Genomic DNA, 26,484 nt, shown 5'->3' with positions numbered 1-26,484 from the left:
AGAAGACTAAAAGCCATAACTGTAGCTAATTATTACCGCCAAAGATGGCAGATTGAAACTTTTTTTAAACGCATCAAACAGAATTATGAGCTCCAATATTTCTTAGGAGACAATGCTAATGCTATCAAAATACAGATTTGGTGTGCATTAATCGCTGATCTGATTTTAAAAATAATCAAACAAGGAAGTAAATCTAAAATGGCTTTCACCAACCTAACAGGTTTAATCAGATTACATTTAATGACTTATATGGATTTGCGGGCGTTCCTAAAATGGCCAGAAAAATCATTACTCAATAAGATCCGCAAACACAAATACCTCTGGCAACCACCTGACCTATTTAAAACATAGGGGGCTTGGAATACTCAAAATAGTGTTATTGCCACCTCAAATACAGCAATTACAGGAGACTAGAAAATAATTTGATTTTTTACCGGACAGCAATGGCTTGAAGCAGACGGCTAATAGTTCATAGCCTTTAGAAGATGCCCCTTCACTTTTGCCTTTTTACTTTTGACTTTTGCATTACAATGTAATCATATGAAATGCCGCTTTTGTACTAGTTAGTTGTTGTTTGAGCCTTTCGGAATGGGTGTCTGTAATAAATACCTGTCCATCACTTTCTGTGCATACCCATTGTAATAATTGCGACATTCTTGCATCATCTAATTTTTCAAAAACATCATCAAGCAATAGGATGGGGGTGAAGCCTTTTTTTTCTTTGAGTATCTGCCACTCGGCCAGTTTAAGCGCAAACAGTAAACTTTTTCTTTGTCCTTGTGAAGCTTCTGATTTGAATAATTGATCACCCATGGATAGTATAATGTCATCGCGGTGAATGCCTGAACTTGTTCGTTGTAAAGCGAAGTCTTTGGCGCGATTGTTTTGTAGCAGGTCTTTGAATTGACTCGATGCCAAAGGACTGAAGTATGACAAGTAGAGCTCGTCTGATTTCCCCGCAATACGTTCATAAATAGTAAAAGCCAGTGGTAATAAACTCGCCAGAAAGACTTTTCGTTTTTCATAAAGAAAACTACCACTGTCAATTAGTTGATCATTCAAGATAGACAGTAATGTTTCATCCATATGACCTGATTCACCTGCTTGCTTTAATAAGCTATTTCTTTGCTGTAATATTTTTTGATAATTAATCAACTGTTGTAAATAAGCATGATCTAACTGAGAGATCAGTGTATCCAGAAATTTTCTTCTTTCTTCTCCCGGCCCACTGATCAACTCAATATCATCAGGAGCGATCATGACTACCGGGATAGTGCCAATATGATCAGAGAATTTTTTATAAGGCTCTCCATCCAGTTGTAATTCTTTTTTCCCGGTTTCCCGAACGATGGCAGTCACTGTCATGTTTTTTTCTTCAACAGCGTATTGTCCCTGAATACGGAGTCCGGCAGAACCATGATGTACATTTTGTGCATCCGGACGAGAAAAATAGCTTTTGGAAAAGCTCAGGTAATAAATGGCATCTAAGAGATTGGTTTTTCCGGTACCATTTTGTCCGCAAATACCGATTACCCTCTCTGAAAAATGGAAAGATTGCTGCACATAATTGCGAAACTGAACCAGGGTAATATCATTCAACCGGAACATAGAACGGCAAATTAAAGCACCCAAGCCGGAATAATTCATCGCAGGTATCAGTGAAAGCAATTATTTTTAATAAAAAATTGGTTTGAAGACGATATTATCAGCACAGCAACTGACCCTAACTGTAAAACGATTGGCACATCAGATATTGGAGCATAATGCCTCTTTACAGGATACGGTGATCATTGGATTACAACCGAGGGGGATATTTCTTAGTGACCGAATTGTTACTGAGTTGCGAGGCTTGGTGCAGCCCGGAGCCATTCAATACGGTAAATTGGATATCACTTTTTATCGTGATGATGTGCGTCAGGGCTTACATATTGCCAATAGTACCGATATCCCTTTTAGCTTAGAAAACAAACATGTGATACTGATGGATGATGTGTTATACACCGGTAGAACTATCCGTGCAGCACTGGATGCATTACTCGACTTTGGCCGACCTTCCAAAGTGTCACTCTGCGTCCTAATCGATCGTCGCTTCAGCCGCGAACTCCCCATTCAACCCGATTTCTCCGGCAAAACCATCGACACCATCATCTCCCAGAAAGTAAAAGTTTGCTGGAAGGAGAGGGATGAGGTGGATGAGGTAGTGCTGGTATAAGATACAAGAATGAAGGGACAAGGCACAAGGAAGAGACAAGGCACCAGGAAGAGATTAGAACGAAGGTGCAGGGTACAAGAAAGAAACAAGGTTCAATTTTCACGATAAAAGAAAGATTATGTAGATAGTTGGTAGTCATCAAGTTCATCCTCTCTTGAGAAGAATGGCGGAAAGTTTTTTTTTGATTTGTTGGGCTTCTTCTAATAAAATAGCCCTTTTAGTTTCTATGTCTGGAGTGGTTTCAGGAATATATACCAGACGCAGCCAGAAACAGGATTCTTTGGCTTCTCTTCGGGCTATTTTCAGTTTCATGGTTTCATCTGCTTTTCCAAGACTATCTGACGCCTCAATGTAGTTGGCCCCAACGGAAGAAGATGATCGCAGCAGTTGTCTGCAGTATTCATGGTTAATGGTATGATTCTGTAGCAGAAAGCAAAGCTTTCTGGCTTCCAGTGCAAATTGTAAAAATCGATCTTCAAGCTCTTCAGACATCCCGCTAAAATAAGTACTCGAATGACCGCTTAAGCGCAAGAAATACATTGGAATACACCTGATTTTATTCACAGCCCTTCCCCAATCCATCGGTTAACAAACTTGAACCTTGAAAATCTTGAATCTTCCTTGTGTCTTGTCCCTTCATTCTTGTCTCTTTTTTTCCTAGGGCTTACTCGATTTTATTCACAGCCCTTCCCCAATCCATCAGTTAAAAACTTGAACCTTAAAAATCTTGAATCTTTCTTGTGCCCTGTACCTTCATTCTTGTCCCTTTTTTTCATAACTTTGATTTTTAATGAAACTCTCTACCAAACATCTCCTTGGTATTAAAGATCTCACAAGAGATGATATTCAATTAATTCTTTCTACAGCTGAACAATTCAAAGAGGTATTACAGCGTCCGGTTAAAAAAGTGCCTTCGTTGCGGGATGTGACGATTGTGAATCTTTTTTATGAGAATTCTACGCGTACGCGCATGTCGTTTGAACTGGCTGAAAAACGACTTTCTGCAGATGTATTGAATTTTGCAGCAACCACATCATCGGCTGCAAAGGGGGAAACACTGTTAGACACGGTGAACAATATCCTCAGCATGAAAGTGGATATGGTGGTGATGCGTCATAGTGCATCAGGGGCTCCTCACTTTCTCGCAAAACATATTCCGGCTGCTATTGTGAATGCAGGAGATGGTATCAATGAACATCCTACCCAGGCTTTATTGGATGCTTTCTCTATGAAAGAAAAACTGGGAAAACTGGAGGGACTGAAAGTGGCGATCATTGGAGATATCATGCATAGTCGTGTTGCACTCAGTAATATGTACCTGCTTAAAAAAATGGGTGCAGAGATAACGATTGCAGGTCCGCCTACACTGATTCCCAAATACATTGAACAGGCATTGGATGTGCGAGTGGAATACAATCTCAAGAAAGCTTTACAATGGTGTGATGTGGCCAATGTGCTGCGTATTCAGCTCGAAAGACAAAACCAACCTTTATTCTCTTCTCTCCGTGAATACAATTTGGTATACGGCATCAACAGGAAATTATTGGAAAGTCTGGGTAAAGAAATCGTCATCATGCACCCCGGACCCATCAACAGAGGCGTGGAATTGGACAGTGATGTTGCTGATGGACCATTCTCCATTATTTTAAATCAGGTAGAAAATGGGGTGGCGGTAAGGATGGCGGTGTTGTATTTGTTGGCGAATGAGCAAGGCTAGGGAAAAGATTCAATAAGGAATTAGAAATAAGAAATAAGGAATGATAAAATGAATGAGATGGAATAAACTTTGTAATTTCTCATTTCTTATTTCTTATTTCTCTGTTTTCTTCCTTTTCTTCGTAGTTAGAAATATTTACCATGCGCATATGCTTGTTTCCCGGAACCTTTGATCCTGTTACATTGGGACATATTGATATCATCAACAGGGCATTGCCTTTGTTTGATGAGATTTATGTGGGTATCGGTATCAATTCTGCAAAGTCTCCGATGTTTAGTCCGGAGCAACGTATGGAATGGTTCAAAGAGATTTATCGCGATGAGCCCAGGGTGAAGAGTGTGGTGTACGATGGATTGACGATCAATTATTGTAAAAAAATCGGAGCAAGATTTATTTTAAGGGGTATTCGTTACGTGAGTGATTTTGAATACGAGAAAACCATAGCAGATGCGAATCGGACATTGGATAAAAATATTGAAACGATTTTTTTAACCGGTGAGCCCAAGTACACTTCTGTGGCTTCTACCATTGTTCGTGATATCCTTAAAAATGGTGGGGATGCTTCGCCCTTTCTTCCGGAGGCAGTTATTCAGTCTATTCGAAAATAAGCGATCGTATGTCAGTGATCTGGTTTAAAAAAGACCTAACCGTGGAAGATATTCAACCACTGGGAAAAAATACCATGGGTGAACATCTGGGAATGCTGTTTACTGAACTGGGAGCAGATTATTTGAAAGCTACCATGCCCGTAGATCATCGTACCCAACAGCCTTATGGATTGTTGCATGGGGGCGCATCGGTAGCGTTAGCGGAAACTTTAGGCAGTGTGGGTGCGGCATTGGTGGTGGATCACAATCAACTCATTTGTGTTGGACAAGAGATCAATGCCAATCATTTGCGTAGTGTTCGCGGTGGTTTAGTGACGGGTATTGCTAAGCCCGTACATATTGGTGCCAGTTCGCAGGTATGGGAGATCAAGATCTATGATGAAAGAGAAAAGCTGGTATGTATCAGTCGCCTTACTGTTGCTGTGCTCAAACGAAAAGCCCGATAATTATTGATCTAGTTCTGCGATGTATTGTTTCAATTCGGTTAAATAATTGCCGTATAGTTTTTTCAGGTACCACTTGGTGAAATAATACACCGAAATGGCCAAGGCAATCATATAAACACCCAGAAACACCATTACCTGCCAACGAGCGGTGAACACTTTCACAGAAAATTTTTCAATTTCAGGTATTTCAACAGGATCTGCATAAGATAAGATCATGGAGAACATAAAACAAACCGGCAGTAGTGCCATGGTGAATTGAAAATATCTTTTTACAAATTCTTCCAATAAACCCACCAAGGTTTGAAGGTTTGCTTTAATGGGGCGATCTGAATCACTCAATGTATCTGTTCTACGGTATAAATAGTACAATACCAGAGTCATGAGGACTGTTAATACAGTAAATACGCCAAAATATACGCGGATAGACCAATAGTTGGTGATGAAACAAACGTAAAGCATGGCTACAAAAAATAGTACGCATAAGACCATTTCGATGATCAGACTGCGTTTTATTTTGCTGATGACAGAATGCGTTTTCTTTTTAAGCAATGCAGAGATATCGGCATTACTTCTACTGGCATGATCCGTTGCCAGTCTTTGATTGAGTTGATATTTTAGTTCATCCAATTCCATAACACTTCATTTATGCGGGGGTCATATATTTTTGTGTGGATTCTTTCAATTTTGTTTTGATGCGGTTCATCTTTACTGCCACATTATTCGCAGTAATACCCATCATCTCACCAATATCATTGTAACTATAGTCTTCCAGGTATAGCATGACGATGGCCTTATCAATCTTTGATAATTCACCGATCGCAGCATACATGGCTTTTACTTGTTCTTCAATAGGGTCATAAGCATCAGTTGCGTTGAAGTCGGGTATTGTTTCAGTAGAAAAAATATCCGGTTGTCTTTTTTCTTTTCGAAAAAAAGTAATGGCCGTATTCAGTGCTACCCGATATAGCCAAGTAGAGAATTTCGCATCACCTCTGAAATTACCATATGCCTTCCATGCCTGCAATGTGATTTCCTGAAACAAATCTTCACGATCGGCATGTGCATCCATATAAAGATTACACACTTTATGTATAATGCGTTGGTGTTCATTCAGCAGTGCAATGAATTCCTTCTCGTTAGACATGCGGCTAAATTAGTACAATACAGGAGTGAGTGTATATCCTTGTTTTCGCAGTAGTTCCAATACCCCTTCATTGCCGCCTAAATGACCCGCACCTACGGCAAAAAAGCTAGGCTTTTCATGCATCGCTTTTTCTATAATGGGGATCCATCTCTTATTTCTCTTTGCTAACATTTCGGTTTCAAAACGGTCATCTCCATTGCTATTCGCTCTGATAAAATCATATAGTTTGTCAACATTGTTTTCTTTGTACACAGCGATCATTTTGTTCATCGATTGTTTCACGCTGTCATAAGCCAGTACCATTTTTTTCAAGGAATGTAACTGTGAATCCAGCGGCTGACTATTGATCGCTTCAATCTGATCATCGATGGTCTCCAGTCCGAGAATGGGTAATTTTTGCTGTTGGGCAAGCTTTACAAACTCACCTTCAGGCTGAATCTTATCGGAACATTCAATACTGTTCAATGTTAATAAGCTCAATGACATAAATGGCATAAACTGATTGAACAGTTGCAACTGCATGCCTGTAACACGCTGAAAATTTTCACTCAGGGTAGTATAATCTGCTTCACTCATCAGATCTTTCAGCGTTTTATCTTTCAAACGCATTTTATTCATCATCGACATTTGTAATCCCGGATCATCCATATCCAATTCTCCGTAGAACTGTTCGGTGGCGTTCAGTTTCTCTTTTAATGGATCGGTGATGGCAAAATCAGACTTACACATCATGTGAAAAGTGCCAAATACATAAGAAGGGCGGGAGAGGTCTTTACCACTGATCATCCATAACAATGAATTTTTGGGTAACTCCTGACCAATGGATGTTCCACTGAAAGTGAAAGCAGATATCAGTAAAATGAAAAATCTGAATAACATGTCTTTGCTTTTTAACATGTGTCGCAGAACAAGCTAAAATATTACTGTAGCACAAAAAAAGCCCCGGATAGACATCCGGGGCGTAACCAAAACCAACTGCATGTGTGTCTGGGTAGACACGACTATGAAAATCTTATAAAATCGAGATTTCTTTAGGAGATACTTTAACTTCTTCCTTTTTTGGCAAGTATAGTTTCAACACACCGTTTTCATAACGGGCTTGGATACCATCGGCATTGATCTTATCATCAATGCTGAAGCTGCGTTTAAAAGAACGGAAGCTGAATTCTCTTCTGATTGTTTTGTAATCTTTTTGCTCTTGGCTTTCTTTCTTTTCATAACTGATGGTCAATAAGCCATTTTCCACATTCACTTTAAAGTCTTCTTTGTTTCTACCCGGTGCGTTCAATTCCAGGTGATAGCCTTCATGGGTTTCATGAATGTTAACCGGAATGGATGCATAAGCTTGGTGTGCATCTCTACCCCATGTTGCAGGGAAACTGTTGAAGAGTTCGTCGAAGAGATTGTTGAAAGCTGCGTTGTTGTGTTTTACAAGTGTCATATTCTTATGTTTTTAGTTTTTTAATGAATACGCCTATCATGCTTCAAAGGCTATACCACTGCTTTTTTGGATCCATAAATGAGGCATGATGGCAATTTAGATGCTACGCGTAAGACAAAATAGCTTCTTTTTGAAATTATATTGACATATTGACCGATTTAAAGCTTTTTTAGTGTTACAACTTTTAATAGTAATTTTGTGTTGTACTAAATAAACAAGCAATTATGTATCCCGCAGAGATCGTATTACCCATGAAAGCAGAGTTGACCGATAATGGTTTTGAAGAGATGACAACTGCAGCTTCGGTTGACGAAACCTTGAAACAAGAAGGTACCACTTTGGTCGTAATAAATTCCGTATGTGGTTGTGCAGCAGGCACTTGCAGACCCGGTGTATTGATGGCAGTTCAGAATGCAACAAAGCGTCCGGACAGATTGACCACTAGTTTTGCCGGTTTTGATATGGAGGCAGTGAACCAGGTGCGTAAGCATACCTTACCTTATCCGCCATCATCTCCTGCTATCGCTTTGTTCAAAGACGGACAGTTGGTGAGCATGGTGGAGCGTCATCAGATTGAAGGTCGTCCTGCTCAGGTGATTGCGCAGCATTTGATTTCGGTTTTTGATGAACATTGCAATTAATTTTTACCTTAGTTTTGTTCACGGATGGGTTAGTAAGTATAGGCTCTGCTTCGGCAGGGCCTCTTTTTTGTATGTATGAAAGCAGCTTTCCGTATCATAATTTCTAGTTATCATTGCAGCACTCAAACTTTGCATGAACTATAGACTAACTGACTATGTATCCTAATTTATACTACGCTTTTAAAGACATTTTCGGAATAGAATTGGAAGGATTAAAGCTGGTTAACAGTTTTGGTTTTTTTGTAGCACTGTCTTTTATTCTCTCTGCCTGGATACTGACCCTCGAACTGAAACGAAAACAAAACCAAGGTTTGTTCACTTTTACGGAAGAGAAAATATTCGTGGGCGCAGCGGCTTCTTTCAGCGAGTTATTGATCAATTTTTTATTGGGTTTTGTTTTTGGATATAAAATCATCGGCGCTTTTGTAACTGATGATGCTTTTAATGATCCTCAGGCATTTATCCTTTCATCAAAAGGGAGCTTGGCAATGGGATTGTTGGTAGGCTTGGTTTTTGGCGGATTGAAATGGTGGGAAAAACAAAAACAAAAATTAGATAAGCCGGAAGAACGTGTGATCAGAATTTGGCCGCACGATAGAGTAGGAGATATTGTTTTGTATGCGGCGATCTTTGGTTTTCTGGGTGCCAAAGTGTTTCATAACCTGGAGAACTGGAATGAGTTTTCAAAAGATCCGATCGGAGCTTTGATCTCATTTAGCGGACTCACATTTTATGGTGGATTGATTTGTGCAGGCGTAGCCATTGTTTTATATGCTAGAAAAAGAAAGATCAACGTTATTCATCTTGCCGATGCCATGGCACCTACCATGATGTTTGCATATGCATTTGGAAGAGTAGGTTGTCAGGTTAGTGGTGATGGAGATTGGGGTATTGTGAATACAAACCCCAAACCATTGAGTTGGATACCTGATTGGATGTGGGCTTACAACTATCCACACAATGTAATTGGTGAGGGCAAGCCTATAGCAGGTTGCGAAGGTCCGTACTGTAATGAATTGATCCCGGCTGTATACCCTACACCATTATATGAGATCATCGCTTGTATGATTCTTTTTGGTGTGTTATGGTATTACCGTAAAAAACTCAAAATAGCCGGACAGCTTTCCGGTCTCTACTTGGTCTTGAATGGTCTGGAGCGTTTCTTTATTGAAAAAATTCGGGTGAATACCAAATATGAAGACCTTCCATTTCAGCCTACACAGGCCGAACTGATTTCCTTTGCGATGATCATTGCAGGTATTTTATTGATATTCAAAGCCAAAGATTGGTTCGGAAAGTATTCTAAATAATACCCTAGCCTCAACTGTAATCTGGAGTCGTCTATCTGATAATCAATCAGTTAGGCGACTTTTTTTGTCGACTTTTTACTTGTCTAAAGTCTGTTACCGCTCATCCTTGTAAAGCACCGTTCATTATAAAACTATGTACTATGCAAAACATAGTACATAGTTTTGTTCTGTAATTAGCAACAACGAGAACTAAAAACCTTTAAATAAACTAAGTATGAGAAAGTTGATGACCCTGCTCGCCACAATCGGACTAACGACCATGTCAATGACGGCTCAGGCACAAACCGGAAAAGTAAACGGTACCGTAAACGGTAGTCAAAAAGCAGTAGAAGCCGCTTCGATAGGTGTACTACGCGCTAAAGATTCAGCAGTGGTAAAACTGGCTGTTACGGACAAGACCGGTCAGTTTGAAGTTGAAAAATTAGCCGCAGGTAAATACCTGGTGGTGATTCAGTCTGTTGGCTATGCCAAATATTACAGTGAATCTTTTGATTTGGCGAATGGCCAAGTCTACACGTTAAAACCGATTACCCTGGTGAATGCTTCGAAGGAGTTGCAGGCTGTAGTGGTAAGTTCTAAAAAGCCATTGATTGAGCAGAAATTGGATAGAACCATCATTAATGTTGATGCATCTCCCACCAATGCAGGTGCTACTGTGATGGAAGTACTTGAAAAATCTCCGGGTATTGCTGTAGATAAGGATGGCAATATCAGTTTGAAAGGCAAACAAGGTGTGGTCGTGATGTTGGATGGCAAACCCACTTATCTCGGAGCACAAGATCTCGCCAATATGTTGAACAATATGTCGAGTTCCAATCTTGAGTCTATTGAAATCATGACCAATCCACCGGCACGTTTTGATGCTTCAGGTAATTCAGGTGTGATCAATATCAAGACTAAAAAGACAAAAGTGATGGGTTATAATGCCAGTATCACTTCCGGATATACGCAAGGTGTGCTTCCGAAAACCAATAATAGTGTGAACCTGAATTATAGAAAAGGAAAAATGAATTTCTTCGGAAATGCAAGTCATAACTATAATGAAAATTTCGGAGCACTGAAGATCGACAGAAACTTCCGCAATCAAAATACCAATGCTTTATTATCTTCTTTTGATCAATTCGCTGACAACCAGCGTGAGTTCAAAAGTTATAATTACAAAGCCGGATTTGATTATTTTATGAATAAGAAAACCACTTTGGGATTGGTTGTAAATGGTTACGATAGTAAAGGTATTGAATACACAGACAATACAACTTTTATCAAAGATCCAATGGGAGCTTTGGTAACACGTACACAAGCCATTAATGATGTACATCTTCATTTTAACAATGTGGGTGTGAATATGAATCTGCGTCATGTATTTGATAGTACCGGAAGAGAATTGACTGTTGATGCTGATTATATCAGATACACACAAGACAATACCCAAATGTTGATCAATGATTTCTATGATCATTCAGGCAATATCAAATCACCCAAAGAAATCTTACGTGGTATCTTACCGGCAGCGATCAATATTTATAGTTTGAAAGCAGATTACGCTCAATCACTCAAAGGACAAATGAAATTAGAGACCGGATTGAAAAGCAGTTATGTGAATACAGACAATGATGCACAATATGCCAATTGGAATGGTACTTCATTTGTAAATGATGTTACCCGTAGCAATCACTTTCTCTACAAAGAAAATATCAATGCAGCTTATCTGAATTTGAATAAACAATTCAATAAAAAGTGGAGTGTACAATTAGGACTTCGTGCAGAGAATACCAATATTACCGGTAATCAATTAACAACCGGAGAAGTATTTAAACGCAACTATACACAGGTATTTCCAACCATGTATATCGGTTACACAGCGAACGAAAAAAATCAGTTTGCTTTGAGTTATGGTCGTCGTATTGATCGCCCGAACTATCAGGATTTGAATCCATTCTATTACTTCCTGGATAAATATACTTACCAGGTGGGTAACCCATACCTGAGACCACAGTTCAGTCATAATATCGAGTTGAATCATACTTTCAAAGGAATCATGAATACGTCTATCAACTATAGCACTACCAATGATATTCTTCAAGATGTACTGGAGCAGATTGATAGTACCAATAGTTCATTTGTAAAGAAGAGCAATATTGCACGCAGACAAAATATAGGCGCTTCTGTGAGTCTGGGTATGCCTATTACAAAATGGTTTAGAACCAATATTTACATGAATGGATTTTATAACAAATTCACAGGTGTTGTAAACGGCGGAGAAATATCAGTAGGAGGTGCAACTTTTATGACGAATATTTCTAACCAATTTACTTTACCAAAAGGTTGGGGTGCTGAATTGAGTGGATTTTACCGCAGCGGTGGAGTAGAAGGAGTATTGGCCATGAGATCGATGGGTGCTATTAATGTTGGCTTTACCAAGCAGGTATTGAAAAATAAAGGAACCATCAGATTGGTGGTACGTGATGTCCTCTATACACAACAATTCCGTGGATACAGCAGATATCAGAACGTAGATGTAACGATCCGTCAGGCGAGAGATAGTAGAGTGGTGAATTTGAGTTTTACTTACCGTTTTAGCAAAGGTAAAACAGCAGCTCAACGTAAAAGAGGCGGTGCGAATGAAGAACAGAACCGCGTGAGTATCGGTGGAGGTAATTAATGGACAGATTGATGAACGGAGTTTAGCGGTAGAATAGATACTATTTTCCATTCGACCTAAAATGACTCCGTTCATCCTTATTTGACAATTTTATGTAGTGCTTAGCTGTCAATTTAGCTGTATCAATTTTGTTTTTTTCTCATGTGCATTATATAGAAGGCGGCCCCGATGTCTATCGGGGCCTTTTTTTGGATCATGGTCAATGGTCCATAGTTATTGGGGGCTGTTCTACTGATTAAGTAAGGATCATCTTTATTTAATTGGTACGTTTTTAAAAATTCATAGTCTATTAGCCATGGACTATGGACCATCAACCTTGGACTATGAACTATGGACCATGCCCCAACCTCCCTATCTTTGCAAAAAACAACACCATGCCTTCTTTTGACATAGCCAGCAAAGTAGACCTGCAAACACTTGATAATGCCATTAATACGGTAAAAAAAGAAATTGCGGGTCGATTCGACTTTAGAGATTCTCCTGTTTCTGTTGAACTGAATAAGAAAGATTTTATCGTTTCTCTGGAAGTAGAGAGTGACATGAAAATGAAGCAACTGATTGATGTACTCATTAGTCGGGCCATTAAGCAGGGTATTGATGGCAATGCCTTCGATTTTTCGAAAGACGCCTATCCCAGCGGTAAAGTGGTGAAAAAGGAAGTGCCGGTTCGCAATGGTCTGAAGCAAGAAGACGCCAAAAAGATTGTCAAAATGATCAAAGACAGCGGTTTGAAGGTGCAAGCGGCTATCATGGACGATATTATCCGGGTAACTGCCAAGAAAATTGATGATTTACAGGAAGTTATAGCAAAATGTAATGCAGGCGGATTTGGTATCCCCCTCCAATACATCAATATGAAAAGCTAAAAAATACTTGAATTCTTGAACCTTTCTTGAGTCTTGTACCTTCATTCTTGACACTTAACCGTTCATTTTTTGGCAAATAAGCCGCATTTCGTTACTTTTGCAGTCCTTAAAAATAAGCGTACGGCCAAATCCGTACCACCTAAAAATAAAAATTATGAAACAAGGTATCCATCCAGAAAATTATCGTTTTGTAGTGTTCAAGGATATGAGTAATGGACATTCATTCCTGAGCCGTTCAACTGCATCTTCAAAAGAAACCATCGTTTGGGAAGATGGTAATGAGTATCCGGTTATCAAATTGGAGATCTCTAACACTTCTCACCCTTTCTATACCGGTAAAAACATGCTGGTTGATACAGCAGGTCGTATCGATAAATTCAAGAAGCGTTACGAGAAGAAGAAATAATTTCAACTTCAACCATATTAAGAGTCCCGCTTGTACAACATGCGGGACTTTTTTTTACTCATAATTTCCGTTCATCATCAACCACATTCTTATGCGATAGTGAGGGGTAGATCGTAAGGATAGTTTTGTTGTTATAATTCGTAAAAATGAAACAAATCCCACAAATCATAACATCAACACTCATCGTGTTAAGTCTGATGTTTACTGCTTGTAAGAAGCAGTCCGTTACACCACAATTACCGCCACCTCAACCGCAACAACCCACCGGTAAATTATCTAAACTGATATATGATACCGGAGCATATGATTCATTGTATTATCTCGCAGATGGACGTATCTCAAAACTGGTGAATAATATCGATACGGCGGCAGGAGATGGGGTAAATTATGAATTTAAATATGATGCCACAGGCAGGCGTGAACGTATCAATAGTAGTGAAGGTTGGTATTACCTGTATCAATATACAAATGGAAAAGTGACCACTATTAGTCAATACATCAATCAACATAAATCTTCATATAAATTCTTCAATTACACAAATGATGTGCTCACTTCCATGGAAATCTACAATTATAACGGAGCTGCCAGAGGGTATGAATTCAGTGCTCAACATAGTTATAGTTTTTATCCGGATGATAATTTGAAAAAAGAAGTGACCCATGTTGTGGATGGATTCACCGGACAATTGGTCAAACACATGACTGTTGAATACTTAGACTATGATAATAAATTCAACGCGGAAGAGTTGATTAGACAAATACCCTATTATTATGGGATTGTTCGCATGAAAAATAATCCCGGTAAACGAATCGTGAAAAGAGAGAGCAATGGTGTGATCACCACTTTTAATAGTCAATTCACGTATGATCAACAGGCAAAACCATTGACAAAGAAATTCTTGTATCAGGATCCATCGGGTGGAGTGATTGAAACCAATACACTGTTTTATTATTACTAATATCACTGTCGTGACCGAATGGATGAGATAGGGTGTTCAAACGAATACCCTATCTTATTTATGCAAATGCAAACCTTACCTTTGTCATTCAATCAATAAATATGAAACTGGATATATTGGCGTTTGGCGTTCATCCGGATGATGTTGAACTGGGTTGTTCAGGCACTATTCTCGCTGCACTGGCAGAAGGAAAGAAAGTAGGTATTGTAGATCTTACGCGCGGTGAATTGGGTACGCGTGGTACCGCAGAAACCCGTAAACAGGAAGCCACTGCCGCTGCTAAAATTCTAGGTGTACAAGTGCGAGAAAACCTGGGTATGGCAGATGGATTTTTTCAAAATGATGAAACACATCAGCGACTTGTGATTCAAATGATCCGGAAATACCAACCTGAGATCGTTTTGGCCAATGCGCCGGAGGACAGACATCCGGATCATGGACGCAGTGCTAAGCTGGTTTCAGATGCAGCATTTTTATCAGGATTACGAAAAATTGAAACGATACTGGATGATGTAAAACAAGAAGCATGGCGACCTACTTATGTTTTTCATTACATACAAGATCGTTTTATTCAGCCATCATTTGTTGTCGATATCACCGCATACATGGACAAAAAGATTGAATCTGTCTTGGCGTATACTACACAATTCAATAGTACCGGCGGTAACGAACCTCAAACCTATATTTCAACCCCTCAATTCTTAGAAACCGTAAAAGCACGTGCCATGATGCTGGGAAAAAGAATAGGGGTGGGCTACGCAGAAGGATATATCACGGAGAAAATCATAGGCATTAACAGCTTTGATGCGATTATTAAGCATAGTACTTAGTCTATTATGGTCCATGGTCGATAGCAAATGGGTTATAGCATATGGTAAATCGAGCATCCGTTCCTTCAACTATTAGCCATGGACTATGGACCATGGACCATGGACTATAGTCTAAGGCCTACGGCCTCAACATTACAAACAACTCACTACCTGAACGTGGACTAATGGAGTTGTAGCAGGACTCTATGTGAATTTGATGAAATGTTGAAGCGAATAGCGCCCTGTATTCTGCTTCGCTTCCACCAAAAGGTGGACCAGCTTCAAAAGACCTGTTGAACAATACACCAACCAATTTGCCTTTGGGCTTTAGTAGTTCCGACATTTTGGTAACGTAATGTTCTCTTAATGCCGGATCGATGGCACAGAAAAATGTTTGTTCTAGGATGAGATCGTATTGTCCGGTTAATTCAAAAAAATCTCCGGTGAGAATTTTTATATGTGATTGATAGGATTCAGTTTGTTTTTTTAATTTTTCTGTTACGGCGGGTGCTAAATCAATAACAGTAACATCTGTAAATCCTTGTTCCAATAAATACAATGCCTCGTAACTGTTACCGCCTCCGGGAATGAGAATGCTGATTTGTTGATCAGACAATTGATCGATGTATTCCTTGAGCGGTGTTGAAATAGTGCCAATATCCCAACCTGTTTGATGTTGTAAATACCTGTTATTCCAATATTCCTGAGAAAGAAATTGATTCATTGAATCCTTTTTAATGCTGATCGATTCCTATGCAATAACAATCAATCGCCGATATGTGATGCATGTGATGGTATGGTCAGTAGTTTTACTTGTCTGCCACTGATGTACCTGAATTGCTTACCATCCCAAAATCCATCCTGCTCCAGCATGATGCGAATGGATTTTTTCCATTGTGTTATTTCTGATGCAGCATTCAATTCAATAGAATAGGCTGTGTTTTTGTGTAGGGGAAAGTCTCCTGATCCAGGTACACCTCCTTGTTGATCCCATAAGCCAATGGTTGGACCGGCAGCATGTCCATGAAATCCAATTGGGTGTGTATAGATAACTGCCTGGATATTTTCAGATTTAGCCTGCGCTAATGCATCTGCCAATATTTGATTACCCGTCTTTCCTGTTTTGAATTGTGAGGTGAGGATATCCTGTAAACGATTTCCTTTTTCAAAAGCTTTGACCAGATAATCCGGTGCCGTTTTTTCTCCCGGCTGTAATACATAAGCATGCTGTTGAATATCCGTATTCAATCTTAGATAAGTGATGCCAATATCAACATGTAAAAGATCACCGGTACGAATGACTTCATCTTTTGGACGATTGGAAAATGAACGCAAGTGATCAAAACTCTCCGGATCATTTCTTTGAACGGATACGGAAGGATGAAACCAAGTATCCAATCCTAAGTCTCTGATCTTTTGTCTAAACCACCACACCAGATCATCAGTAGTAGTCACACCGGGCATGATCACTTTCTCAGAAAAACCTTCTTTGATAATATCATGTGTGATTTGAATTAATTGAGGGTATAATTGCATTTCTCTTTCCGTTCTGGTCTCCAACCAACGGACAGCCAGTTTTTCAGCACTCACTACTTTTGCAGCAGTCGAGGTCGGTAATTTCGCCATCAACTCTTTTTGTTCTGTAAAAGTGAGTCCGTCAGCGTGCCCATAATGTGTAGAATAGTTCAATCCGATTTTATTGGGATTCTTTTGTTGGATCAAATCAGTTAATGCATCCCATTGATCAGGAAATTTATTCATATCCCATGCCGCTTTGATCTCATTTCCTACGTTATAACGAGCAATCGCATATTTCTCAATTGTGCCATTTGGATTGTTATAAAATGCCAATATGGTTCTTCGTCTGGCAGAAATCCAAGTAGAAGGCAACATCGTTTTGATCACCGGATCTTCATTGTACTCTCTGGAAATTACAATCCACAGATCAATGCCTTCTTCTTTCATCAAACTAGGCAATACATGGTTCAAACGCTCCGCTAATAATTCATCGATCACTCTGGCTTGTTCTTTCAAAGGCAAAATATATTGCGCACGAACCACGAGTACACTAAACACAGTGATGGCAATAAATAATAGTATTTTTTTCATAAAGAGTTATTTATCTCGATATCAGATGTCAGATGTCCGATTTCTGATGTCGGATGTCTGATTTTTAATTTTTACTTTTGCCTTTTGACTTTCTTTTCACCTTTCACCTTTCACTTTTAACCACTCACTTCCCTCTGTCTCGGAATAATAAATGCAATAAGCTCATTCAAATCAATTCCTGCTCTTTCGCAGGCATCTTTGATATCTTCTCGTGAAACATTAGCGGCGAATGATTTTTCTTTGAGTCGTTTATTGACGCCTTTTACATCCATACCATCATAACCTCCCGGACGCATCAATGAATACGCATGGATAAGTCCGGATAATTCATCAAATGCATAGAGCATTTTATCCATTTCGGTTTCAGGAATGACGCCAAAATAATGATGACCGTGAGAGGCGATGGCACGAATGATCTCCGGATCGATATTGCGTTGTTCCAGTTCTTCAATGATTTTTTTACAATGCAATTCCGGCCATTGATCCCAGTCTGCGTCGTGTAGAAGTCCGGCCATTTCCCAACGCCATTGCGTGGCGGCATCAGCCTGTAGTTTTTCGGCTGCCCAGCATTTCATTAGGTGTCCAACCTGAAGCATATGTAATTTCAATCTGGGGTTTAATACCCACTCATGAAACAAGGCTTCTGCTTCTTCCCTTGATAGTACATTTCCTCTGTTAACAGGATCTCCAAAACTTGTTCTTCCTAAGTGTAAAGACATATTGAATCATTTATTTCAGTGCTTTTCAGTGCCTTCTCCAATGGAGTCCTTCGGACAGTGGCAAATCAATTGCCACAGAGAACACAGAAATACACTGAATAAAAATAGGTAAATAGGAGATATTTAGTGACACAGATTCTTCATCATCATATTCTTTGTATTTTTCAGTCTTAACCCAATATATGAGAAATTCAGTTTTATTACTCTTTGTATTCATCTTCATTGCTTGTTCAACGCATCCATATAAGTCTACCAATAAGGTATACAAGCAAAAAGTAAAAGCCTATGCCAAAGAGATAGCGGCATTGCCCAAAGAAAATCCATTTTCAGACTCTGCGTTATTGCCTCAGTATTGGGTGGGAACAACCAATTTCAATTTACGTAAGCCTACTTTTGTCATCATCCATCATACCGCACAAAATTCTTGTGATCAAACGCTCAAAACATTCACGCTTCCCCGTACTTCTGTAAGCGCACATTATGTGATATGTAAAAGCGGGGTATTGCATCATATGTTGAACGATTATCTACGTGCATGGCATGGTGGGGTTGGAAAGTGGGGTAACCAAACTGATATCAATTCTGTCTCCATAGGGATTGAATTAGACAACAATGGATTTGAGCCATTTGATAGTTTACAGATCAATAGTTTGTTGAGCTTGTTGGATAGACTCAAAAAGCAATATGCTATTCCATCCGCCAACTTTATTGGTCATGGTGATATTGCCCCCACCCGTAAAAATGATCCCAATTATCGGTTCCCCTGGAAACTATTGGCAGAAAAAGGATTTGGTCTTTGGTATGATGAAAACAGAGAACCTGTTCCCGCAAATTTTAATCATATCCAAGCATTACGTATCATAGGTTATGATGTAAAAGATACCAGTGCGGCCATTCAATCCTTCAAGCGCCATTTCCTGCAGGATACGACTAAGCGAATCAATGATTTGGATAAAAGTGTCCTCAACAACCTCCAAAAGAAATACTATTGATCTGTGATCTTTGATTTTTTGATTTAAATCAAAAAATCAAAGATCAAAAAATCAAAAATCTACTTTCCTAACGTTTGTTAGCTTATTTTTGCAGCGCCAAAAAGAAAACATATGCAATTCCAACTTAGCGAAGAACATGTAATGATCCAGAAAGCGGCTCGTGATTTTGCCCAAAATGAGTGTTTACCCGGTGTCATTGAGCGTGATGAAAAACAACAGTTCCCCAAAGAACAGATATTGAAACTGGCTGAATTAGGTTTCATGGGTATGATGGTAGACCCTAAATATGGTGGTGCGGGTATGGATACCGTTAGCTATGTGCTCGCTATGGAAGAAATCAGTAAGATAGATGCGAGTACCAGTGTTTGTATGAGCGTGAATAATAGTTTGGTTTGTTGGGGATTGGAAACATTTGGTACCGAAGAGCAGAAACAAAAATACCTGACTCCATTGGCTCAGGGTCGTAAGGATGGAGAACTATACATAGGTGCTTTCTTGTTAAGTGAACCTGAAGCGGGTAGTGATGCTACCAGTCAGCGTACCACTGCTGAAGATATGGGAGATCATTATTTATTGAATGGTACCAAAAACTGGATCACCAATGGTTCTTCTGCTTCGGTGTATTTAGTGATTGCACAAACTGATCCTGCGAAAGGGAGTAAAGGGATCAATGCATTTATCGTTGAAAAAAACTGGCCCGGGGTTACTGTAGCTGCAAAAGAAAATAAATTAGGTATCAGAGGTAGTGATACACACTCTATTTTATTGACAGATGTGAAAGTGCCCAAAGAAAACAGAATCGGTGAAGATGGATTTGGGTTCAAATTTGCGATGAAGACATTGGCTGGTGGTCGTATCGGTATTGCTTCTCAGGCATTGGGTATTGCAAGTGGTGCTTATGAATTGGCATTGGCATACAGTAAGCAACGTAAGGCATTTGGTAAAGAGATCATGCATCATCAGGCAATTCAATTTAAGTTGGCTGATATGGCTACTAAAATTGAAGCAGCACGTTTACTTTGTTTAAAAGCGGCATGGGAAAAAGATAATGGGCTAGACTATACCCTCAGTTCTTCCATGGCCAAAGTATATGCCAGTGAAGCAGCCATGTGGATCTCAACAGAAGCGGTACAGGTACACGGTGGATATGGCTTTGTAAAAGAATACCATGTCGAAAGATTAATGCGCGATGCAAAGATTACGCAGATTTATGAGGGTACCAGTGAAGTGCAGCGGATTGTGATTAGTAGGAGTATTTTGAGTAAGTAAAAATTCAAAAGTAAAAATTCAAAAATCAAAATAGGAGGTGAGCTTTGCTTGCCTTTTTTTGTGTAGATAAATTGTAAAAGATTCATTGTTTTCATCAAATTATATATCAGTAATGTCTGAGGCCAACAGGCGACGTAATCTTTTGCATTATTATGCTTCAGCTCGCCGTTGTTGGTCGCCTGACTAACAACCAAACAGTTATTCGCCAACTGATAACCTATTAAAGAGAATTCCCGCCCCAACCGGATCAATCTTTTTTTCTATACAAGCGCGGGTGAATAATTCTGCTGTAAGTCCTGACCCATACAGATCACTCGGGGCTGTTTTTTGATATTGGTCAATCAGGGTTTTAAATCTACCACTCTTTACTAAATCGAGAATTGATTGTGCATCTTCTTTCGTTTTCATTTTTCTGTTAACAGATAATACTTTCAAATAACGATTGCCGTACCAACTGAAAAAAAATTTATCTTTTAAGGATAGTGGATCAAGCCGCATGGTATCTATATCAGCTCTAGTGAATCCTCGATTCAAATCCAAGTATCCAATTTTATTGCTATCCGATTTATTAATAGCTAATAACGAGAAGCGGTTGGCAGGGTAGGGGTCGGTTGAAAGTGTAATGCTGTCTAGGCTTTCTAAATAAAGAACTGTTATCGGGGCTGCTGTTTCAATACGAATAATTCTATACTGATGCACAGGCTTTTCAACACAAGACCAGTCAGGATAACATTGTATTTCAAACAAAGTGTCATTGCGTTGTCTTAATTTTTTTATGATACCATCAGTCACTAAAAAATGATAATCTTCCGACAGAATCTGATGAGGTTCAGGTTCAGCGATCCTGAATAACACAATCATAATAACTAGTAATGGATGGATCATATCATATCTGTTATTGATTTGATTAATTACTTTTTTGACTTTTTACTTTTGAATTTTCAAACATCTGCTTCCATCACTTTTTCAAACACTTCCTCGTACTCTTTATTCATCACATCCCACTTATGTTGGGCTTGCTTGTATTGAGCTTCCAGCACTTGAAACTTTTTGGGGTCTGAATAGTTGGATGGATCTCCGAGCGCAGCTTCCAATTGTATTTTCTCTTGCTTCGCATTGTCTAATTCTGTTTCAAGATTACGGAGTCTCCGTTTTAATTTCTGTAACTCCTTCTGTTTTTCTCTATCAATCGGTTGATTAGCGGGAGTTGGTTTCACAGGTTCAACAATTTCCACTTTCTTGTTTTCAACCAGGGGCTTATTCTCTGTTTCTGGATTCTTCCTTGTCTCTTGTTTCTTCCCTCTTGCTTCTTCCTCTTTTATTCTCTCCATTCGCTCATTCCATTCCACCCATTCCTGATAAGTACCTTTGAATTCTTTGATCTGGTGATCTACAATTTCCCAGATCTTATTGGCTGTTTTAGAAATGAAATAACGATCGTGACTCACTAGGATGATGGTTCCTTCATATTTATTCAATGCTTCCGCCAATAATTCAACCGAGTGCATATCGAGGTGGTTGGTAGGTTCATCAAGCATCAAAAAGTTGGCTTTACTCACTATGGTTTTCGCCAATGCCACACGTGCTTTTTCTCCACCACTTAATACTCTTATTTTTTTGTCTACATCATCACCACTAAACAGAAAAGCACCTAACAATGCACGCAGTTCCACATCTGTTTTCTTACTGCCACATTGTTGTAACTCTTCCAAAATGGTATTGGTCAATGTAAGTGCTTCTAATTGGTGTTGAGCGTAAAAACTTTCTTCGACATTATGTCCCCATACACGTTGTCCTTCGAATGGCTCATTACCTGCCACCATTCGTAACACCGTAGATTTACCTTTTCCGTTCGCGCCAATAAGTGCGATCTTATCACCTCGTTCAATTTCTGCCTGTGCTGCTTCTAAAATTTTGATCTTACCAAAACTTTTGCTGGCATTTTTCAATTCCACCAATACTTTGCCGGGGACTTTTTCCAATTGAAAGTTGATACGTAAATCCGGGCGCTCTAGTTTTACATCTTCAATTTTCTCAATTTTATCCAGTCGCTTTTGAATGCTCTGTGCTTGAGCTGCTTTGCTGGCTTTGGCTTTGAATCGTTCAATAAAACGTTCTTGCTGACGAATATAGTCCTGTTGATTCTCAAAAGCTTTTTGTTGCATTTCTATACGCAAAGCTTTCTCTGTTTCATAGTAGTTATAATCGCCTGAATAAATATGCAGTTGCTGTTGGTACACTTCCACGATCTTGTTCACCATTCGGTTCAAGAAAAATTTATCGTGGCTTACAATTACGACGCTACCTTGATAATGGAGGAGATATTTTTCCAGCCATTCGATCGAAGGAAGATCGAGGTGGTTGGTAGGCTCATCCAACAAAAGAACATCCGGCTGCTGAAGAATCATTTTGCACAATAAAACACGCATCCGCCATCCACCACTAAACTCTTTATAAGGGCGGACTAGGTCTTCATTACTGAATCCAAGGCCATGTAATACTTCTTCGGCTTTATGATGAATATTGTATCCATCCAACACATCCAATTCATGTAATGCATCGGTATAACGAATCAATAGATCATTGTTCTCCGGATCTTTTTCCAATTCATATCCGAGTGTTTCAATTTCTTTCTCTACCTGACGTACGCGTTCAAATGCGCCCAAAGCCACTTCGGTAATGGTATCATTGGTATCAAAGCTTAATAGATCCTGATGTAGATAACCAATGGTGGTATCTTTCCCCTTTTCAACAGATCCTTTGGATGGGGTATATTCTCCTACCAAAACTTTCAATAGGGTAGATTTACCGGTACCGTTATACCCAATCAATCCGATACGATCACCGGGTTGTATATGCCAGGTAGCATCTTCCACAATTACACGGGCACCAAATTCAAAAGTCACATTTTGTAAGCCGATCAACATTTCTTAACAATGGTTTAGGAGCGCAAAGGTAATTGCAAACGGCTGCCATTTCAATTTGCTGTAAATTTGTGCAAAATTTTACCCATGAAAAGGATTTTGACACTGGCTACCATTCTGTTTTTAGCCGCTTGTGGCGGAAATGATGAAAAAGCAGCGGTAACAGAAGCTCCACAGGTACCACTCGGACAAAGTGCCAATTCTGATACTTTCAATCTGATATTTGGAAAGATGTTGGATAGTTATTTCCAACTAAAAGACCAGTTTATCAAGGAAAATGATACGTTGATCACCAAGGGTACAGAACAATTGATCGCTGACATAAATGATGTTGTAGGAGTATTGAGTGAATTAAAAGCTGATTCCAATATCGTATCAACGGCTAAAACCTATACAACAGGTATTAGCAATGAACTTACAGCGGTAAAGCAAGAAAAAGATATCGAAGAACGCCGTAAATCTTTTCAAGTATTGAGCGAACAATTATATGATCTGATTCGTACTGTTAAATATGATAGAGCAGTCGTATATCATCAGTATTGTCCAATGGCATTCAATGATGCCGGGGCATTTTGGTTGAGCAACTCCTCTGATATCCGTAATCCATACCTTCCTAAAAAAATGCTGATCTGTGGGGAAGTAAAAGATTCTATTGATTTCCGGAAATTATAACCACTCTGCGGAAATCTCCGTTATCTCTTGTCCTCTGTGGTAGCAGACAAGTTAGTTCACTGCAGAGAACAAAAGATCGCTAAGGTTACGCAGTGATATTTTTATGGTATGCGTATTTGTTGTTTAGTGCTGTCTTTTCTTATTGTATCCATCTTATCTGCCCAAGAAAGAGTAACGTTGAATGGTTATCTGAAAGATTCTTTAACGGGAGAGACTTTAATTGGCGCTAACTTACAAGTGGTTGGACAAGGGAAAGGAGTTCAGAGTAATCAATACGGTTTCTACTCTATCTCCTTAGAGAAAGGGGTATACCGTCTCTTGGTTTCTTTTATCGGATACCAAACCGCAGAATTGACGATTGATCTGAAAAAAGACATCCAGCAGAATATCTTATTGTTACCCAATACAGCTGTCATTAGCAATGTGACAGTTGTTGCCAGAAAGCGCGAGAACAATGTCAAGACTGCTCAGATGGGTAAGATTGAGTTGAGCATGAATACGGCGAAAGCCTTACCTGCTTTTTTGGGAGAAGTGGATCCCTTGAAAACATTACAACTCTTGCCGGGTGTACGTAATGCCGGAGAAGGGAATGCAGGGTTCTATGTGCGTGGTGGCGGACCGGATCAAAACCTGATTTTATTGGATGACGCAGTTGTATACAATACCGGTCATCTTTTTGGTTTCTTCTCTATTTTCAATGCCGATGCTATTAAAAATGTTACATTGATCAAAGGGGGGATGCCTGCTCAATATGGAGGTCGCTTGTCTTCCGTGGTAGATGTGGCAATGAAAGAAGGCAATAACAACAAAACACAAATAGATGCCGGTATTGGATTGATCGCCTCTCGTTTTTCGATTCAAGGACCTTTGAAGAAGAACAAAGCCTCTTACATTTTATCAGCCAGAAGAACTTATGTGGATCTTTTATCTAAACCCTTTATCAGTAAGGAAAGTGAATTCTATGGCTCAGGGTATTACTTCTATGACCTGAATGCAAAAATGAATTATCGGTTTTCAGAAAAAGATGTGTTGTACCTGAGTGGATATTTCGGTAGGGATAAATTTACCTTCAATAATACCCAACGTTCTTTCAGTACCAGAATACCGTGGGGGAATTCTACGGCTACACTTCGATGGAATCATGTATTCAATAAAAAATTATTTGCGAATACTACTGCCGTTTATAATGATTATAAATTTGAACTCGCAGGTAGACAAAATGATTTCAACATCAATTTGTCATCCGGTATCCGTGACCTCAATCTGAAAACGGATTTTGATTTTTATCCGGTACCGGAACACAAGCTGAAATTTGGGTTACAATACACCCACCATAGCTTTCTACCCAATATTGTTAGCGGCAGTCAGGATTCTGTAATTTTTGAGCCCAATAACGCCAGTAGAAAATTAGCAAACGAATATGCGGTTTATATACAGGATGATTGGGAGCTTTCTGATAAGATCAAAGTGAATGCAGGATTACGATACAGTGTGTTTCAGCAAATAGGCAGGTATACTTTGTTCCAACGAGATGATGATGGTAATAAATTGGATAGTGTAGTGTATGGTCGCGGACAAACTGTGAAAGCATACGGAGGATTGGAACCTCGACTAACAGTTCGATATGCTCTGTCAGAGTTGTCGTCTTTCAAAGCAGCTGTCACCAGAAATATTCAGTACATCCACCTAGTGACCAATGCGGGTACAACATTACCTACGGACTTGTGGGTACCCAGCACCATCAGGGTTCGTCCACAAACAGGTTGGCAGTATGCAGCCGGTTATTTCCGGAATTTCAACAATGGTATGTTTGAGACTTCATTGGAAGTTTACTACAAAACCATGAATAATCAGATCGAATACAAAGAAGGATATACCCCTTCTCTTAAAGACCCTGAAGAAGAATTTGTTTTTGGAAAGGGCTGGAGTTATGGTGCTGAATTATTCATCAATAAAGTGCGCGGTAGATTCACAGGATGGATTGGCTATACATTGAGCTGGACCTGGAGAAGATTTGAAGATTTGAATGATGGTTTGAAATATCCGAGTCGCTACGACAGAAGACACGACATGTCGATTGTGGGTACTTATGAATTATCAAAAAAATGGAAAGTATCCAGTGTGTTTGTCTATGGAACAGGCAATGCTACCTCATTACCGGAACGTTTTTATTTTGTAGGAAGTGTGTTGACGCAGGAATATAGTCGCATCAATGCGTATCGTATGAAACCTTATCATCGAATGGATGTTTCATTTACCTATACACCCACACCTAAAAAAATAAGAAAGTATACTTCCAGTTGGGTATTCAGTTTGTACAATGCGTATAGCAGATTGAACCCTTATTTTATTTATTTCGATCAGGAAGGGCAAGCATCCAATGGAGATTTGCGTGTAACAGCCAGACAGGTATCATTGTTCCCTGTTATACCCGCGGTAACTTGGAATATTAAGATGTAGGGCAAGAAGCAAGAAAGAAGAAACAGGGAACAAGAAAGCTACAAGCTTCAAGCAACAAGCTTCAATCGACAGGTATCAAGAACTATGCATTTAATTGAACTTGCACGGTACTTTAGTG

The 26,484-nt window shown here is 39.3% G+C and carries 27 protein-coding genes; 16 read left to right on the top strand and 11 right to left on the bottom strand.

Going from position 1 to position 26,484, the window contains the following annotated elements; genetic code table 11:
* Nucleotides 1-351, top strand: a 351-nt coding sequence (locus ACTIEV_RS10235; RefSeq protein WP_439516429.1) for a transposase, incomplete at its 5' end; no start/stop codon positions are given.
* A gap of 174 nt (nucleotides 352-525) precedes the next feature.
* On the opposite strand, the gene recF is transcribed toward ACTIEV_RS10235, so the two are convergent.
* Entirely contained in the window at nucleotides 526-1,608 is a 1,083-nt protein-coding gene (gene recF / locus ACTIEV_RS10230; protein ID WP_322196226.1) for a DNA replication/repair protein RecF, read from the bottom strand.
* Nucleotides 1,609-1,690: 82 nt separating this feature from the next.
* Here recF and pyrR point away from each other — a divergent pair, with 82 nt between their 5' ends.
* Complete coding sequence (gene pyrR, locus ACTIEV_RS10225; RefSeq protein WP_322196225.1) at nucleotides 1,691-2,212, top strand: bifunctional pyr operon transcriptional regulator/uracil phosphoribosyltransferase PyrR; 522 nt, start codon at nucleotides 1,691-1,693, stop codon at nucleotides 2,210-2,212.
* A gap of 144 nt (nucleotides 2,213-2,356) precedes the next feature.
* Here the strand turns inward: pyrR and ACTIEV_RS10220 are convergent, their stop codons facing one another.
* On the bottom strand, nucleotides 2,357-2,704 hold the full coding sequence (locus ACTIEV_RS10220; RefSeq protein WP_322196224.1) for a four helix bundle protein: 348 nt from the start codon (nucleotides 2,702-2,704) through the stop codon (nucleotides 2,357-2,359).
* 298 nt (nucleotides 2,705-3,002) lie between these two features.
* On the opposite strand from ACTIEV_RS10220, the gene ACTIEV_RS10215 reads away from it, so the two are divergent.
* The 3 genes from ACTIEV_RS10215 to ACTIEV_RS10205 all read left to right on the top strand — a co-directional run bounded on the left by ACTIEV_RS10215 (nucleotide 3,003) and on the right by ACTIEV_RS10205 (nucleotide 4,983).
* Nucleotides 3,003-3,929, top strand: a complete 927-nt coding sequence (locus ACTIEV_RS10215; RefSeq protein WP_322196223.1) for an aspartate carbamoyltransferase catalytic subunit — start codon at nucleotides 3,003-3,005, stop codon at nucleotides 3,927-3,929.
* Nucleotides 3,930-4,069: 140 nt separating this feature from the next.
* The gene (gene coaD, locus ACTIEV_RS10210) at nucleotides 4,070-4,537 is read left to right on the top strand and encodes a pantetheine-phosphate adenylyltransferase (RefSeq protein WP_322196222.1); all 468 of its coding nucleotides are present in this window, start codon (nucleotides 4,070-4,072) and stop codon (nucleotides 4,535-4,537) included.
* Nucleotides 4,538-4,545: 8 nt separating this feature from the next.
* Nucleotides 4,546-4,983 carry a hotdog fold thioesterase gene (locus tag ACTIEV_RS10205; protein ID WP_322196221.1) on the top strand — a complete coding sequence of 146 codons (438 nt, stop codon included), beginning with the start codon at nucleotides 4,546-4,548 and terminating at the stop codon, nucleotides 4,981-4,983.
* Here ACTIEV_RS10205 and ACTIEV_RS10200 read toward each other — a convergent pair whose 3' ends face one another.
* From ACTIEV_RS10200 to ACTIEV_RS10185, 4 genes are all read right to left on the bottom strand, one after another.
* Entirely contained in the window at nucleotides 4,984-5,616 is a 633-nt protein-coding gene (locus ACTIEV_RS10200) for a hypothetical protein (protein WP_322196220.1), read from the bottom strand.
* Between the two features lie 10 nt (nucleotides 5,617-5,626).
* On the bottom strand, nucleotides 5,627-6,127 hold the full coding sequence (locus ACTIEV_RS10195; protein WP_322196219.1) for an RNA polymerase sigma factor: 501 nt from the start codon (nucleotides 6,125-6,127) through the stop codon (nucleotides 5,627-5,629).
* A gap of 9 nt (nucleotides 6,128-6,136) precedes the next feature.
* On the bottom strand, nucleotides 6,137-7,006 hold the full coding sequence (locus ACTIEV_RS10190) for a TraB/GumN family protein (RefSeq protein ID WP_322196218.1): 870 nt from the start codon (nucleotides 7,004-7,006) through the stop codon (nucleotides 6,137-6,139).
* Between the two features lie 133 nt (nucleotides 7,007-7,139).
* A complete protein-coding gene (locus tag ACTIEV_RS10185) occupies nucleotides 7,140-7,568 on the bottom strand; it encodes an Hsp20/alpha crystallin family protein (protein ID WP_322196217.1) in 429 nt (142 codons plus the stop codon).
* Between the two features lie 224 nt (nucleotides 7,569-7,792).
* On the opposite strand from ACTIEV_RS10185, the gene ACTIEV_RS10180 reads away from it, so the two are divergent.
* From ACTIEV_RS10180 to bshB1, 7 genes are all read left to right on the top strand, one after another.
* A complete protein-coding gene (locus ACTIEV_RS10180; RefSeq protein ID WP_178889334.1) occupies nucleotides 7,793-8,209 on the top strand; it encodes a BrxA/BrxB family bacilliredoxin in 417 nt (138 codons plus the stop codon).
* Between the two features lie 155 nt (nucleotides 8,210-8,364).
* Entirely contained in the window at nucleotides 8,365-9,519 is a 1,155-nt protein-coding gene (locus ACTIEV_RS10175) for a prolipoprotein diacylglyceryl transferase (protein WP_322196216.1), read from the top strand.
* Nucleotides 9,520-9,733: 214 nt separating this feature from the next.
* The gene (locus ACTIEV_RS10170) at nucleotides 9,734-12,181 is read left to right on the top strand and encodes a TonB-dependent receptor (protein WP_322196215.1); all 2,448 of its coding nucleotides are present in this window, start codon (nucleotides 9,734-9,736) and stop codon (nucleotides 12,179-12,181) included.
* A 374-nt stretch (nucleotides 12,182-12,555) separates the two neighbouring features.
* Complete coding sequence (locus ACTIEV_RS10165) at nucleotides 12,556-13,047, top strand: YajQ family cyclic di-GMP-binding protein (protein ID WP_250685417.1); 492 nt, start codon at nucleotides 12,556-12,558, stop codon at nucleotides 13,045-13,047.
* Between the two features lie 154 nt (nucleotides 13,048-13,201).
* On the top strand, nucleotides 13,202-13,453 hold the full coding sequence (locus ACTIEV_RS10160) for a type B 50S ribosomal protein L31 (protein WP_250685418.1): 252 nt from the start codon (nucleotides 13,202-13,204) through the stop codon (nucleotides 13,451-13,453).
* Between the two features lie 146 nt (nucleotides 13,454-13,599).
* Entirely contained in the window at nucleotides 13,600-14,412 is an 813-nt protein-coding gene (locus ACTIEV_RS10155) for a hypothetical protein (RefSeq protein ID WP_322196214.1), read from the top strand.
* A 101-nt stretch (nucleotides 14,413-14,513) separates the two neighbouring features.
* A complete protein-coding gene (gene bshB1 / locus ACTIEV_RS10150) occupies nucleotides 14,514-15,242 on the top strand; it encodes a bacillithiol biosynthesis deacetylase BshB1 (protein WP_322196213.1) in 729 nt (242 codons plus the stop codon).
* Nucleotides 15,243-15,360: 118 nt separating this feature from the next.
* On the opposite strand, the gene ACTIEV_RS10145 is transcribed toward bshB1, so the two are convergent.
* The 3 genes from ACTIEV_RS10145 to ACTIEV_RS10135 form a co-directional block, all read right to left on the bottom strand.
* Complete coding sequence (locus tag ACTIEV_RS10145) at nucleotides 15,361-15,945, bottom strand: methyltransferase domain-containing protein (RefSeq protein ID WP_322196212.1); 585 nt, start codon at nucleotides 15,943-15,945, stop codon at nucleotides 15,361-15,363.
* Nucleotides 15,946-15,986: 41 nt separating this feature from the next.
* Nucleotides 15,987-17,330, bottom strand: a complete 1,344-nt coding sequence (locus ACTIEV_RS10140; protein ID WP_322196211.1) for a M24 family metallopeptidase — start codon at nucleotides 17,328-17,330, stop codon at nucleotides 15,987-15,989.
* A gap of 116 nt (nucleotides 17,331-17,446) precedes the next feature.
* A complete protein-coding gene (locus tag ACTIEV_RS10135) occupies nucleotides 17,447-18,049 on the bottom strand; it encodes a hydrolase (protein ID WP_322196210.1) in 603 nt (200 codons plus the stop codon).
* Between the two features lie 182 nt (nucleotides 18,050-18,231).
* On the opposite strand from ACTIEV_RS10135, the gene ACTIEV_RS10130 reads away from it, so the two are divergent.
* Nucleotides 18,232-19,041 (top strand): N-acetylmuramoyl-L-alanine amidase, encoded by an 810-nt coding sequence (locus ACTIEV_RS10130; protein WP_322196209.1) that lies wholly within the window; start codon nucleotides 18,232-18,234, stop codon nucleotides 19,039-19,041.
* Nucleotides 19,042-19,152: 111 nt separating this feature from the next.
* Entirely contained in the window at nucleotides 19,153-20,310 is a 1,158-nt protein-coding gene (locus ACTIEV_RS10125) for an acyl-CoA dehydrogenase (RefSeq protein WP_322196208.1), read from the top strand.
* Between the two features lie 198 nt (nucleotides 20,311-20,508).
* On the opposite strand, the gene ACTIEV_RS10120 is transcribed toward ACTIEV_RS10125, so the two are convergent.
* Together ACTIEV_RS10120 and ACTIEV_RS10115 are read right to left on the bottom strand one after the other, a co-directional pair.
* A complete protein-coding gene (locus ACTIEV_RS10120) occupies nucleotides 20,509-21,195 on the bottom strand; it encodes a hypothetical protein (protein WP_322196207.1) in 687 nt (228 codons plus the stop codon).
* Between the two features lie 56 nt (nucleotides 21,196-21,251).
* The gene (locus ACTIEV_RS10115) at nucleotides 21,252-23,237 is read right to left on the bottom strand and encodes an ABC-F family ATP-binding cassette domain-containing protein (RefSeq protein ID WP_439516428.1); all 1,986 of its coding nucleotides are present in this window, start codon (nucleotides 23,235-23,237) and stop codon (nucleotides 21,252-21,254) included.
* 84 nt (nucleotides 23,238-23,321) lie between these two features.
* Here ACTIEV_RS10115 and ACTIEV_RS10110 point away from each other — a divergent pair, with 84 nt between their 5' ends.
* Together ACTIEV_RS10110 and ACTIEV_RS10105 are read left to right on the top strand one after the other, a co-directional pair.
* Complete coding sequence (locus tag ACTIEV_RS10110; protein ID WP_439516427.1) at nucleotides 23,322-23,906, top strand: DUF3347 domain-containing protein; 585 nt, start codon at nucleotides 23,322-23,324, stop codon at nucleotides 23,904-23,906.
* 108 nt (nucleotides 23,907-24,014) lie between these two features.
* A complete protein-coding gene (locus ACTIEV_RS10105) occupies nucleotides 24,015-26,366 on the top strand; it encodes a TonB-dependent receptor (RefSeq protein ID WP_439516426.1) in 2,352 nt (783 codons plus the stop codon).
* Nucleotides 26,367-26,484 lie beyond the last annotated feature (118 nt).

Source organism: Sediminibacterium sp. (genome assembly GCF_051861365.1).
Taxonomy (GTDB): Bacteria; Bacteroidota; Bacteroidia; order Chitinophagales; family Chitinophagaceae; genus Sediminibacterium.
This window is presented reverse-complemented; position numbering and strand designations above follow the sequence as displayed.